We start from the raw sequence: 12,238 nt of genomic DNA on the forward strand, positions 1-12,238 counted from the left end.
TGACCCGCCGAAGGGACTCGTCCCCTTGGAATCCCTCTGACTTAAGCGGCCATCCGGCGGACGTTCTCGGCCGAGCCCGGCATCGTGCGCTTGGGCGCGGTGCGGACATGCGTCGAGTAGAGGGTCAGGCCGGTGAAGGCGAGGCCGCCGACGAGGTTGCCGAGCACGGTCGGGATCTCGTTCCAGATGAGATAGTCCATGATGGAGAACTTCGCGCCGAGCATGAGGCCCGACGGGAACAGGAACATGTTCACCACGGAGTGCTCGAAGGTCATGAAGAAGAACAGCATGATCGGCATCCACATGGCGATCACCTTGCCGCTCACATGGGTCGAGATCATCGCACCGACGACGCCGGTCGAGACCATCCAGTTGCAGAGCATCCCGCGCAGGAACAGGGTCATCCAGCCGCCGAAGCCGTGGGCGGCGTAGCCGAGCGTGCGCTTCTCGCCGATGTTGGAGATGAATTCGGCGGTCTTATCGGGCGGGCTCGTGAAGCCGTAGGTGAAGACGCAGGCCATCATGAAGGCCACCGTCAGGGCGCCGAGGAAGTTGCCGACGAAGACGAGGCCCCAGTTCCGCAGCACGCCGCCGACCGTCACGCCGGGGCGCTTGTCGAGGAGGGCCAGCGGGGCGAGCACGAAGACGCCGGTCAACAGGTCGAAGCCCAGCAGGTAGAGCATGCAGAAGCCCACCGGGAACAGGGCGGCACCGACGATCGGCTGGCCGGTCTGCTGCGTGATCGTAACCGCGAAGACGGCGGCCAGGGCCAGGATCGCGCCCGCCATGTAGGCGCGGATGATGGTGTCGCGCGTCGACATGAAGACCTTTGCCTCGCCGGCATCGACCATCTTCACCGCGAATTCCGAGGGGGCCAGATAAGCCATCGTATCTCCTGAAGTGTTCTCGTGCGACCGAAGGCGCTGCGGGTTCCAATCGACGTTGACGGAAGTCCGAGCGGCGGCCGGACCGGCCGCCTCCTGCCGTGATCGCCAGGCGCCGAGGGTCGCGAAGCAAGTCCCGAGCCTATTGTCGCCCCGGGTCGGCTCCCGCGCGGATCTGTCGTCGCGCGGCCACAGGCGAGGGCCGGATCGGCCCCTGCATCAGGCGATCCCAGGATCCCGGCAAAATTTGCCGACAAGGATCATATCCTTAACCCTTCGGTAACCATGTCAGCCGTCAATGGTCTGGTAAGGACTGTTAACGGGCGGCCATGAGCGCAGCTTCACCAGAGCCGAAACTGACTGATCCCGCCGCCGACGAGGCGCGGGTGACCCTCCGGCCGCTGAGCTTCCGCGGTCGCGCCTTCAAGGCCCTGGCGCTCACGCCGGAGCCCCCTGTCGGAGACTGGCTCGCCGGTCTCGACAAGACGCTCAAGCGGTCTCCGACCCTGTTCAAGGGCCGGGCGCTCATCCTCGATCTCGCCGAGCTTCAGCCGTCGCTGGACGACCTTCGGGGCCTCCTCGACGAACTGCGCGGCCGGAACATCTGCGTGCTCGGCATCGAAGGCTCGGATACGTCGGGGGAGGGGCTCCCGCCGCTCCTCATCGACGGGCATCCCAGCGCCAAGGTCGCGCTGCCGGTGCTCCCGGCTGAGCCGGAGCCCCTGATGGTCACCTCGATCACGGTCGAGGGGTCGGTCCGCTCCGGCCAGAGCATCGTCAATCCCACCGGCGACGTGACCGTCATGGGTCATGTCTCCTCCGGGGCCGAGGTTCTCGCCGGCGGCTCCATCCACGTCTACGGCGCCCTGCGGGGGCGCGCCATCGCCGGCGCCGCCCGCAACCCCCGCGCCCGCATTTACTGCCGCAAGTTCGAGCCCGAGCTGCTGGGGATCGACCGCCTCGTGCGGACTGCGGAGGACATGGGTCCGGCCCTGCGCGGCAAGGCCGCCCAGGTCTGGCTCGATGGCGGCACGATGAAACTAGCGAAGCTGGATTAAGGGAGAGCGAGCCGTGGCAAAGGTTCTCGTCGTCACATCGGGCAAGGGCGGCGTCGGCAAGACGACGACCACCGCAGCCCTCGGAGCGGCCCTGGCCCAGGGCGGACAGAGCGTGTGCGTCGTCGATTTCGACGTCGGCCTGCGCAACCTCGACCTCGTCATGGGTGCCGAGCGCCGGGTGGTCTACGACCTCATCAACGTCGTCAACGGCGATGCCAAGCTCCCGCAGGCCCTCATCAAGGACAAGCGCCTCGACGGTCTGCATCTCCTCCCGGCGTCCCAGACGCGGGACAAGGACGCCCTGACCGACGACGGCGTCGCCCGGGTGATGGACGAGCTGCGTGCGAAGTTCGACTGGGTGGTCTGCGACAGCCCCGCCGGCATCGAGCGCGGCGCCCAGCTCGCCATGCACCACGCCGACGTGGCCATCGTCGTCACGAACCCCGAGGTCTCCTCGGTGCGCGACTCCGACCGGATCATCGGCCTCCTCGACTCCAAGACGGCGAAGGCCGAGCGCGGCGAGGAGATGGAGAAGCACCTGATCCTCACCCGCTACGACCCGACCCGCGCGGACCGCGGCGACATGCTGAAGACCGAGGACGTGCTCGAGATCCTCTCGATCCCGCTGCTCGCGATCATCCCCGAGAGCCAGGAAGTCCTGCGGGCCTCCAACGTCGGCTGCCCGGTGACCCTGAACAACCCCCTCTGCGCCCCCGCCCGCGCCTACGCCGACGCGGCCCGGCGGCTCAAGGGCGAGGATGTGCCGATGGTGCTCCCCACGGAGCGCAAGTCCTTCCTCGACAAGCTTCTGCGGAGGGCGGCATGAGCATCCTCGGGATCTTCCAGAAGCGCAATTCCAGCGCCATCGCCCGGGATCGCCTTCAGCTGATCCTCGCCCACGAGCGCAACGAAACCGGCCGCCCGGATCTCGTGATCCAGCTCCGGGAGGAAATCCTGGCGGTGATCGCCAACCACGTCTCGGTGGAGCCGGACAAGGTGAAGGTCACGCTGGAGCGCGGCGTCGGCGTCTCGACGCTCGGCCTCGACATCGAGCTGCCGCTCGGTGCCTCCTCGAAGCTCGATGCGAAGCTCGCCAACAAGATCGCCCAGGTCGCCGACCGGGCTTCCAAGAAGGCGGCGTAGACTGCCCTGGCCCTCCCCCTCGCGGGGGAGGGTTCTTCCAACGTCCTCGCAGGCATGGCGAAGCGATCCAGGGTGGCGCCGCGTCGTGAGGCGTTCCGCTGCCCTGGATCGCTTCACCATGCTCGCAAGGACGGCGGTATCCGCTGCCGCGCGGGCGTTCGCTCCGGCTATGCCCGCGCGGTGAGCCGGAAGGGCCCCGGCCGGTCGGGCTGCGTCGTCACGACGGCCACCGGCAGGATCGGCTCAGCGCCGACGAGGTCGAAGCGGAAGGCCGCGCAAAGGCGGGCCAGGGCCAGCACCGCCTCGCCGAGGGCGAATTGCGCGCCGATGCAGACGCGCGGGCCCGCGCCGAAGGGCAGGTAGGCGAACCGGGCAGGCGGCGGCGCCCCCGGCAGAAATCGGTCCGGATCGAACGCATCCGGGTCATCCCAGAGTTGCCGGTGCCGGTGCAGCACCCAGGGGCTCACCATCACGATGTCCCCCTTGTTCACCGGCTGCCCGGCGACCGTATCGGCGGCCAGTGCCCGCCGCACCACGACGAAGGCCGCCGGATAGAGGCGCAGGGTCTCGTCGATCACCGCGCGGGTGAGGGGGAGGCGCCCGTCCCCCTGGCACCCGGTGGGATCGGCGAGGTCGGCGCCCCGCGCCTCCGCCGCAACCCGCTCCTGGATGTCGGGAAAGAGGGCCAGCATGTAGCTCGCCCAGAACAGGGTACCCGCCGTGGTCTCGTGCCCGGCGAGGATCATGGTCGCCACCTGGTCGCGCAACTCCTCCGGCGTGAAGGGCGCCCCGGTCTCGGGATGGCGGCTGGCGGCGAGGAGATCGAGGAGGTCGCCCCGCTCCCCCGACGGGGTCCCAGCGCGGGCGGCGATCACGGTGTCGAGGAAGGTCATCCATCGGCGGCGGAAGCGCGCCCGCTGCCCGTCGAGGGGCACCGGCCAGCCGGGAGGCATGAGCACGTCGAAGATGTGCGGACGCCCGATCCGCGCGCCGTACCCCGTGATGAAGGCCCGCAGCTCCGGGCCGTGCCGGTCCATCCCCACGGAGAACATGCTCCGGCCGGCGATGTCGAGGGCGAGGGCGTGGAAGGTGGCGAACAGGTCGACAGGTCCCCGCGCCGCCTGCGGCCCGAGGGCGTCGATGCCGTCGCGGACGGCGCGGTCGATATGCGGCATCAGCCCGTCGATGGCGCGGGGCGTGAAGGCGGGGGCGAGGGCCCGGCGCTGATGCCGCCACGCCGCGCCCTCGCTGATCAGCAGGCCGTCCCCGAGGATGGGGCGGAGGATCCGCAGGGTGCCGATCGTGCGGGCGTAGTTGGCTTGGTTCTCCACCAGCACGCGCCGGATCGCCTCGGGCTCATTCAGCAGGATGCTGGTGCGGCCGAGGAGCCCCCGGCGGGTGACCGGCTCCTCGTAGGCCGCCTGCGGGAAGCCGAGGAGGCCGTTGTCCCGGATGGAGCGCAGGTAGGCGAGGATCGGTAGGTCGCGCTCGGGCGGCGTCCGGTGCGGCGGCACCCGGCGCGTCGCGGACACCGAGGATCGGTCCCGGGGGGTACTGTCCGTGAGGGTGACATCCATCGGCCGATCTGATGGCCGAGGCGGGTCCGCGTGTAAACGGGGCAAGCCGGCGCGCCGCGTCCCCCGGCCCGGCGTCACTCGGCGGCGCGCTGCAACGGGGCTTCGAGCGGCTGGATGCGCAACGCCTGGGGCAGCCGGGCCGCCTCCGCCTCGGTGGAGACAGACGCGACCAAGCTTGCCTCCGGCAGAAACCGGTCGATGACCGACAGGAGCGTATCCAGACCGTCCTCCAAGTGATCGCTCACCCGGTCCACCACCAGCACCTCGGGCTTGCGCAGGACCGCGCGCGTGAGGCCGAGGCGCACCCGCACCCGCTCGGGCAGCAATTGCCCGCGGTTGCCGACCTCGTGCTCCAGACCCCGGCGGCGGATCCGCATCTCGAGGCCGAATTCCTGGAAGACCGCGCGGACCTCCCGCTGGATGATCGCCTCGCTGTGCATGCGCGCGGTGTCGATGCGGCCGAACAGGATGTTGTCGAGGACGCTCGCGCGGGGATTGATCCGCCCCGAATCGTAGGTCTCGATGTCGTAGTCCTCCGGCCCCTGCATCTCGTCCTGCACGATGCTCCGGGCGCCGACGATCCGGCGGCGCAGGGCGGTGTCGAGGAGGCCGAAGCGCAGGCGGGGCTCCACGTAGGCGAGGGCGAGCGCCAGGAAGGCCACGCTGTCCTCCTCCGAGAGCGCGGCGTTCTCCGTGAGGCGTGACAGCCGCGCCGCGTAATCGGGCACCGCCTCGGGCGTGATCAGCGAGAACCGGCGGAACAGGGGGTGGCCGGGCGGCACGTCCTTGAAGATCTCGCCGAGGTTGCGGGCGATGGCGACGCCCATCCGGTCGAGATCGTCGAGCAACCGGGCACTTGCCAGGGCCTGGCGGAACGGCTCCAGCGCCGCGAGGCGCCGGGGTTCCAGCAGGGCGCGGTCCCGGGGGACGCCGAAGAGCAGGTTCTCCCCCAGCGTCGCTTGATCGTTGTAGGCACCCCGCTTGAAGGGGATGACGAGGCCGGCCAAGCCCTGCTCGTCGAAATGCGCCCGCAGGCGCTCGCGGGCGGCGATCATGAGCTGGCCGCCGGGTGAGTCCGTCACTACCGAACTGAGGGCGGAGAGACCGTAGCGATAGAGGTCGTCCGCGAGGCCGAGATGGCTGAGGATGTCGACAAACCGCTCGTCGAGGGCGTCCGCATCCGCCACGCCCAGCGTCCCGAAGTCGATCCATGGATCGGTGATGCTGTCCATCGGGTTGCCGGTCTTCAGCGCCTCCTGGCTGCTGTGCTTCGTGAAATCGACCCGGCGCTCCGCCTGCGGCTTGATCCGCAACCCGTACAGGAGGTTGTCGCGGATCGACCCCGGGAAGAGGACGGGCGTGATGCCGGCATAGGCGATCCGCGTCGCGTGGGTGGAGCGCGGCAGGGTGGCGATGTCGTAGGGGCCGATCCGCACGGTGCCGCCCCGTGGGATCTGCAACCCGGCGACGACGGAGGCGAATTCCTGGGCAAGGGGGCCGGGGGGCACGAGGGCCGCCCGCGCCGGCAGGGGAAGGGTCGCGTCGGCCACGTCGATGGCCAACCCGCCCCGGGGGTCGCGCAGGGTCAGCGTCTCGGTGGCGAGCGGCGAGCCGAGCCTCGGCGCGGGGCCGTCGTCATCCTGGTGCGGCAGGAGACGGCGGGGACCGAAATGCGCGGCGACGGTCTCGTACTTCACCTCGACGTCGAGTCGCTGCTGATCCCAGTCGATCAGCTCCTTCAGGGGCGGGGGCAGGTCGCGGTAGGCGGCGAGCACCGCCACGAGCTGGCCGATGTCCAGTTCGCCCTTCAGCGCGAAGAAGCCGCCGATGGCGTAGAACAGGAACGGCGTGACCTGCGCGATGAAGTTGTTGAGGTATTTCACCGCGAATTTGCGCCGGTAGATGCGCAGGCGGAGGTCGTAGAGGTTGTACAGGCGCCCGCCGATCTCGGCGCGCTCCCAGCGCCCGGTGTTGTTGAGGACCACGGCGGGGAGGCCGTCCAGCACCTCCGCCACCCGCCCCGCGAAGGCGCGGGAGGCGATCTGCCGCCGCCGGCTGAGGCGGATGATCTCCCGGCGGAGGCGGGGAATCACCGTCATCTGCACCCCGACCATCGCCCCGGCGACGAGCCCGAGCCAGACGTTCTGCATCAGGATGAAGAGCAGGGCCGTGAGCGCCTGCGTGCCGAGCTGCGCCGGGACGACGATGGCATCGCCGATGAAGGAGCCGATCGGCTCGACCTCGTCGCGGATGATCGTGGCGGTCTCGGAGGATTTCACCTCTCGCTGCGCCTCGGGCGAGAAGCGCAGCATCAGGGCGAAGAGATGGAATCGCAGGCGGCGCAGCATCCGCTCGCCGAGGATCCCCTTCTGCAGGTTGATCCAGAACTTGAAGCCGCCATTGATGACGACGAGCAGCAGGAATAGCAGCGACAGGCCGAGCAGCAATTCGAGCCGCCCCACCTGAAACCCTTCGAACAGTTCGGTGTGGCCCCCGCCGAGGAAGGACGGCCAATCGATCTTGATCTCGAGGAAGGTGGCCGTCGTCTCGCCATGGGCGAAGGCCCGGCCGGTAATCGCGTCGTTGACGATGCGCTTGGGCAGGTCGAGGGAGGCGAAATAGAAGGGCAGGGAGGCCAGGACGAAGGCGCAGATCGTCAACTGGTCGCGCTTCGAGTAGCGCCAAATGTACCGGAACAGCCGCGGCTCAAGCTCGCGCATGGGGACCCTTCGCCGGCGTCATGCGAGGCGCCTCGGTTCGCTCGAACGGCAAGCCGTATCGCCTATATCCCCAGCGGTTGCATGCCAAGGAGGCAGCGTCCGGGTCCGCGCGGGACGGCGGCCTCACCCACGACGGTTTTGCGCCATGGGGTTGCCGGAACGGGCTGAGCCGCCTATTGCAGCGCAACCGCCACACATTCGCCCATGGCCCGGAGCGGACGACCCACGGTCGTCCGTCGCACCGGCTCAGCCAGGGCCACCGAGCGTGAACCCGGCCCATGGACCTGCGCAACATCGCCATCATCGCCCACGTCGACCACGGGAAGACTACCCTGGTCGACAAGCTGCTGCAGCAGTCCGGCACCTTCCGTGAGAACCAGCGCGTCGAGGAACGCGCCATGGACTCGAACGACCTCGAGAAGGAGCGTGGCATCACGATCCTGGCGAAGGCCACCTCGGTCGTCTGGAAGGACACCCGCGTCAACGTGGTGGACACCCCCGGCCACGCCGATTTCGGCGGCGAGGTGGAGCGTATCCTCTCGATGGTCGACGGCGTGATCGTCCTCGTGGACGCCGCCGAGGGGCCGATGCCGCAGACCAAGTTCGTGGTCGGCAAGGCGCTGAAGATCGGCCTCCGCCCGATCGTGGCCGTCAACAAGGTTGACCGTCCGGATGCCCGCATCAACGAGGTCGTGAACGAGGTGTTCGACCTCTTCGCCGCCCTCGATGCCACCGACGAGCAGCTCGACTTCCCGATTCTCTACGGCTCCGGCCGCAACGGCTGGATGGGGGCCTCGCCCGATGCCGACCCGTCCGAGGGGCTCGCGCCGCTCTTCGACCTCGTGCTCAAGCACGTGCCGCCGGCCAAGACCGAGCCGGGTCCGTTCCGGATGCTCGGCACCCTTTTGGAGGCCAACCCGTTCCTCGGCCGCATCATCACCGGCCGCATCGCCTCCGGCACCGTGAAGCCGAACCAGTCGATCAAGGTCCTCGACCGCGAGGGCAAGGTGGTGGAGACCGGCCGCGTCTCGAAGATCCTGGCCTTCCGCGGCCTGGAGCGCGCGCCGATCGACGTGGGCGAGGCGGGCGACATCGTCTCCATCGCCGGCCTCATGAAGGGCACGGTGGCCGACACCTTCTGCGATCCCTCCGTCGCCGACCCGATTCAGGCACAGCCGATCGATCCGCCGACCGTCACCATGTCGTTCATCGTGAACGACTCGCCGCTCGCCGGCACCGAGGGTGACAAGGTGACGAGCCGCATGATCCGCGACCGCCTGTTCAAGGAGGCCGAGGGCAACGTCACGCTCAAGATCGAGGAGGCGGCGGACAAGGACTCGTTCTACGTGTCCGGCCGCGGCGAATTGCAGCTCGCGATCCTGATCGAGACCATGCGCCGCGAGGGCTTCGAGATCGCCGTGTCGCGTCCGCGCGTGGTGTTCGAGAAGGACGAGGACGGCAACCTGCTGGAGCCCGTCGAAGAGGTCGTCGTCGACGTGGACGAGGAGCATTCCGGCGTCGTCGTGCAGAAGATGTCCGAGCGGAAGGCCGAGATGATCGAGATGCGGCCGTCGGGCGGTGACCGCCTGCGCCTCGTCTTCCACGCTCCGACCCGCGGCCTCATCGGCTACCAGGGCGAGCTGATGACCGACACGCGCGGCACGGCGATCATGAACCGCCTGTTCAAGGCCTACGAGCCCTTCAAGGGCGAGATCCCCGGCCGCCGCAACGGCGTGCTGATCTCGAACGACAAGGGCGAGGCGGTGGCTTACGCCATGTGGAACCTGGAAGATCGCGGCCCGATGATGATCGAGCCCGGCGCAAAGGTGTATCAGGGCATGATCGTCGGCGAGCACAACCGCGAGAACGATCTCGAGGTGAACGTGCTCAAGGGCAAGAAGCTCACCAACATCCGCACCACCTCGAAGGACGAGGCGGTGCGCCTGACCCCGCCGATCCGCATGACCCTTGAGAAGTCGCTGGCCTGGATTCAGGACGACGAGCTGATGGAGGTCACGCCGAAGTCGATCCGCCTGCGCAAGACGGTCCTTGACCCGAACGATCGCAAGCGCGCCGAGCGCTCCAAGGAAGGCACCGCCGCCTGAGGCTCGCAGTGCCGTCATCGAGCGGTATCGATTGACGACAGGGTAGCGCCGCGTCCTGGGACGCGGCGCTACCCTTATTTTTTCGGCACGTGAGGAGGCAATGGACTCCCGATTGCCTAAACCGCTCGTGCCACGGCCTGTCCGTCACTGCGAGCGCACCGAGACAGTCCATGGCGACGGACAATTCTCGAGCGCGGCGCCTCCAGGCACAGGGCCGACTTGAAGGCCGAACCTTCAGCTGCCGCCGGGATCGGTTTCGTCGTTCTGGCCCTGAGAGCCCGCGCCCGGCTTGCCGTCGGTCTTCTCGTTCGGGTCTTTCACCGCATCGGGGGCGATGTTGGCCTTCGGCTTCTCGCCGTCGTCGCGCTCGCGTTCGCTCATCGGTCGTTCTCCCGTTCCGCGCGGGATAGGCTATCGGCCACCGTCCGGTCGGCCTCCGGACCCCGCGATGCCTTCTGATCGGAGTGGCCGCCGGACGAGCCGCCGAGCGCCGGTGGCGATGCGCCGGGCTCGCCCGTGCCCCAATCCCGGTTGCGGGCCGCGTCGTCCTTGCCGCCGCCGTCCATGTCGGTGATGGCCGCCTGCTGCGGAGATTGATGGCCACCGGCCGCCGCTGCGTTGCCCCGTGAGCCAACAGCGTCGTCGGGCTTGCGGGTGACGGTGCCGGAATCGCTGGTCGGTCGGGACATCAGCGCTGCCCGTCGTCCTGGCCGACGGCGGCGGTCGCCCGGTCGATGGCCTCGGTGGCTGCGGGCGAGGGCGTGGTCTCGCCCTTGAGGCGGCGCAGGTTCTCCGGGGGCGTCTCCGCTTCGGTGGCGTCCGTCGCGTCCTGCTGCGGCTGGCCCGAGGCGATGCGGGCGGTCTCGGCTTCCCCGCCGGGGTCGCGTCGCAGGTCCGATTGGGTCCGCTGGGGCAGGCCGACGTCGAGGGGCGAGTCCTGCCCGAGGTCCTGGCCGTTCCGGTCGGCGTAGGCGTCGAACTCCTTCAGCGACGGGCGCTGCTTGTCATCCGTCATGTCCGGTCTCCCGCTGTGTCACGTCTCGGCGGGACAACGGGAAGGGCCGGTGATCGTTGCGCGGCGGTCCCGGAGATGGGTCTCCCCGGGACCGCCCTGTCGCCTCAGCCGATGTTCTCGAACAGCACCGAGGAGATGTACCGCTCGGCGAAGGAGCAGGCGATCGTCACGATGCGCTTGCCCTGGAACTCGGGACGCTTGGCGAGTTCGATCGCCGCCGCCACGTTGCCGCCCGTCGAGATGCCGCCGGGAATGCCTTCGAGTCTGGCGAGCGCCCGGGATGTCTCGATGGCCGTCTCGTTCGAGACCTTCAGCACGCCGTCGAGCACGTCGGTGTGCAGATTGTCGGGGATGAAGCCCGCGCCGATGCCCTGGATCTTGTGCGGGCCCGGCTGGCCACCGGAGATGACCGGCGAATCCACCGGCTCCACCGCGAAGACCTTGAGGCCGGAAAGGCGCGGCTTCAGCACCTCCGCGACGCCGGTGACGGTGCCGCCGGTGCCGACGCCCGCCACGAAGGCATCGAGCTGGCCACCGGTATCCGACCAGATCTCCTCGGCGGTGGTGCGGCGGTGGATATCCGGGTTGGCGGGGTTCGAGAATTGCTGCGGCATCACCGCACCGGGGATCTCGCGCAGCAGCTCCTCGGCCTTGGCGATCGCGCCCTTCATGCCCTGCGGGCCAGGGGTGAGGGCCAGCTCGGCGCCGAGGAAGGCGAGCATCTTGCGCCGCTCCAGCGACATCGTCTCCGGCATCACGAGGATCAGGCGATAGCCGCGGGCGGCGGCGGTGAAGGCCAGCGCGATGCCGGTGTTGCCGGAGGTCGGCTCGACCAGGGTGCCGCCGGGCTTCAGCTTGCCCGAGGCTTCCAGGGCGTCGATCATGTTGACGCCGATGCGGTCCTTCACGCTGGCGATCGGGTTGAAGAACTCGAGCTTGAGCAGGATTTCGGCATCGACGCCGTGCTCCTTGGGCAGGCGGTTCAGACGGACGAGCGGCGTGTTGCCGATGGTCTCGGTGATCGAGCCGTAGATACGGCCATGGCCGGATTTGGCGGGCGCGGAGTGGGTATCGGCCATCGCGTGCTTCCTGTTGCGTTCGGTAAGGGCATGGGGCCCGTCGGCGTCCGACCCATGTGGGTCACACCGACGTGACCGGACAGGATCGGTGCGATAGACCGTCGCCCGTGCAGGAGCAATCGCCGTAAGTGCCTTGTCCGGCAAATCTTTTCAGGAAACCGAGGGTCGAGCCGTCAATTTGGAAGATAATTGTAGGTGAATTGCCCGAGACAGAAATTCATTCTCTGGTCCCCCCCCGGCGCACCGGCCCCGCAACAGGGTCAGGGGTACCGGCGCCCCGTCAAAGGCGAGCGCGCGGCGAGCCAATTCGAAAAGACGCCGACCGAGCGCGATTGTGGGGAAGCTTGGATCATACGCCGCCCCGTCTAGGAGAGCGTCATCGGAGCAATCCCGGGCAGCGGGATCTGACAGAACGCGGCGGATCCCTGGAAGGCTTCGCTTCGCTCGCGAAGACGATCACGCAGTCGACCCGGATCAAGCCGAAAACGCTGTGAAGCCGCACCCGACAGAGCTGGCTCACGCCTCTGCGTCTTTACGAAGGACAGCGAAACAATCCGGGGTTGGCAGGCCCCTGCGGATCGGTCCGCTCCCCTGGACAGCTTCTCACCGCGTTCGCAAAGGCGACGAGGGAGCCATCGACAGTGTGGCTCGACCCGA

At 68.6% G+C, this 12,238-nt stretch carries 11 protein-coding genes; 4 read left to right on the forward strand and 7 right to left on the reverse strand.

Translation table 11 applies throughout. The annotated features are described in order from the left end of the window. Positions 1-41 precede the first annotated feature (41 nt). Entirely contained in the window at positions 42-887 is an 846-nt protein-coding gene (locus MFF06_RS08075) for a formate/nitrite transporter family protein (protein ID WP_238202731.1), read from the reverse strand. A 326-nt stretch (positions 888-1,213) separates the two neighbouring features. Between MFF06_RS08075 and minC the strand changes: the two genes are divergently transcribed. The 3 genes from minC to minE are packed head-to-tail and all read left to right on the forward strand — an operon-like array spanning position 1,214 to position 3,085. Continuing rightward, entirely contained in the window at positions 1,214-1,942 is a 729-nt protein-coding gene (gene minC, locus MFF06_RS08080) for a septum site-determining protein MinC (RefSeq protein ID WP_238202733.1), read from the forward strand. Positions 1,943-1,955: 13 nt separating this feature from the next. Further along, entirely contained in the window at positions 1,956-2,768 is an 813-nt protein-coding gene (gene minD, locus MFF06_RS08085) for a septum site-determining protein MinD (protein ID WP_238202735.1), read from the forward strand. After that, the gene (gene minE, locus MFF06_RS08090) at positions 2,765-3,085 is read left to right on the forward strand and encodes a cell division topological specificity factor MinE (RefSeq protein ID WP_238202736.1); all 321 of its coding nucleotides are present in this window, start codon (positions 2,765-2,767) and stop codon (positions 3,083-3,085) included. Before minD ends, minE begins: the two co-directional genes overlap by 4 nt. A 167-nt stretch (positions 3,086-3,252) precedes the next feature. On the opposite strand, the gene MFF06_RS08095 is transcribed toward minE, so the two are convergent. Both MFF06_RS08095 and MFF06_RS08100 read right to left on the reverse strand, forming a co-directional pair. Next, positions 3,253-4,662, reverse strand: coding sequence for a cytochrome P450 (locus MFF06_RS08095; RefSeq protein WP_238202737.1), 1,410 nt, complete (start codon positions 4,660-4,662; stop codon positions 3,253-3,255). Between the two features lie 74 nt (positions 4,663-4,736). Beyond that, positions 4,737-7,382 carry an ABC transporter transmembrane domain-containing protein gene (locus tag MFF06_RS08100; protein ID WP_238202738.1) on the reverse strand — a complete coding sequence of 882 codons (2,646 nt, stop codon included), beginning with the start codon at positions 7,380-7,382 and terminating at the stop codon, positions 4,737-4,739. 278 nt (positions 7,383-7,660) lie between these two features. On the opposite strand from MFF06_RS08100, the gene typA reads away from it, so the two are divergent. After that, positions 7,661-9,487, forward strand: a complete 1,827-nt coding sequence (gene typA, locus MFF06_RS08105; RefSeq protein ID WP_238202739.1) for a translational GTPase TypA — start codon at positions 7,661-7,663, stop codon at positions 9,485-9,487. Positions 9,488-9,721: 234 nt separating this feature from the next. On the opposite strand, the gene MFF06_RS08110 is transcribed toward typA, so the two are convergent. The 4 genes from MFF06_RS08110 to cysK form a co-directional block, all read right to left on the reverse strand. Then, the gene (locus MFF06_RS08110; RefSeq protein ID WP_238202740.1) at positions 9,722-9,868 is read right to left on the reverse strand and encodes a hypothetical protein; all 147 of its coding nucleotides are present in this window, start codon (positions 9,866-9,868) and stop codon (positions 9,722-9,724) included. Next, a complete protein-coding gene (locus tag MFF06_RS08115; RefSeq protein WP_238202741.1) occupies positions 9,865-10,176 on the reverse strand; it encodes a hypothetical protein in 312 nt (103 codons plus the stop codon). Before MFF06_RS08115 ends, MFF06_RS08110 begins: the two co-directional genes overlap by 4 nt. Beyond that, positions 10,176-10,502: a hypothetical protein gene (locus MFF06_RS08120; protein WP_238202742.1), complete on the reverse strand. Its 327-nt coding sequence runs from the start codon at positions 10,500-10,502 to the stop codon at positions 10,176-10,178. The genes MFF06_RS08115 and MFF06_RS08120 overlap by 1 nt, the downstream gene beginning before the upstream one ends. A 104-nt stretch (positions 10,503-10,606) precedes the next feature. Then, the gene (gene cysK / locus MFF06_RS08125) at positions 10,607-11,581 is read right to left on the reverse strand and encodes a cysteine synthase A (RefSeq protein ID WP_238202743.1); all 975 of its coding nucleotides are present in this window, start codon (positions 11,579-11,581) and stop codon (positions 10,607-10,609) included. Positions 11,582-12,238 lie beyond the last annotated feature (657 nt).

The organism is Methylobacterium aerolatum (assembly GCF_022179085.1).
Taxonomy (GTDB): Bacteria; Pseudomonadota; Alphaproteobacteria; order Rhizobiales; family Beijerinckiaceae; genus Methylobacterium; species Methylobacterium aerolatum.

Bases quoted from the DNA above. Each gene is read 5' to 3' on its own strand.
- MFF06_RS08100 (WP_238202738.1), bottom strand. From the start codon at position 7,382: ATGCGCGAGCTTGAGCCGCGGCTGTTCCGGTACATTTGGCGCTACTCG.
- minC (WP_238202733.1), top strand. From the start codon at position 1,214: ATGAGCGCAGCTTCACCAGAGCCGAAACTGACTGATCCCGCCGCCGAC.
- typA (WP_238202739.1), top strand. From the start codon at position 7,661: ATGGACCTGCGCAACATCGCCATCATCGCCCACGTCGACCACGGGAAG.
- MFF06_RS08120 (WP_238202742.1), bottom strand. From the start codon at position 10,502: ATGACGGATGACAAGCAGCGCCCGTCGCTGAAGGAGTTCGACGCCTAC.
- minE (WP_238202736.1), top strand. From the start codon at position 2,765: ATGAGCATCCTCGGGATCTTCCAGAAGCGCAATTCCAGCGCCATCGCC.
- cysK (WP_238202743.1), bottom strand. From the start codon at position 11,581: ATGGCCGATACCCACTCCGCGCCCGCCAAATCCGGCCATGGCCGTATC.
- MFF06_RS08075 (WP_238202731.1), bottom strand. From the start codon at position 887: ATGGCTTATCTGGCCCCCTCGGAATTCGCGGTGAAGATGGTCGATGCC.
- MFF06_RS08095 (WP_238202737.1), bottom strand. From the start codon at position 4,662: ATGGATGTCACCCTCACGGACAGTACCCCCCGGGACCGATCCTCGGTG.
- MFF06_RS08115 (WP_238202741.1), bottom strand. From the start codon at position 10,176: ATGTCCCGACCGACCAGCGATTCCGGCACCGTCACCCGCAAGCCCGAC.
- MFF06_RS08110 (WP_238202740.1), bottom strand. From the start codon at position 9,868: ATGAGCGAACGCGAGCGCGACGACGGCGAGAAGCCGAAGGCCAACATC.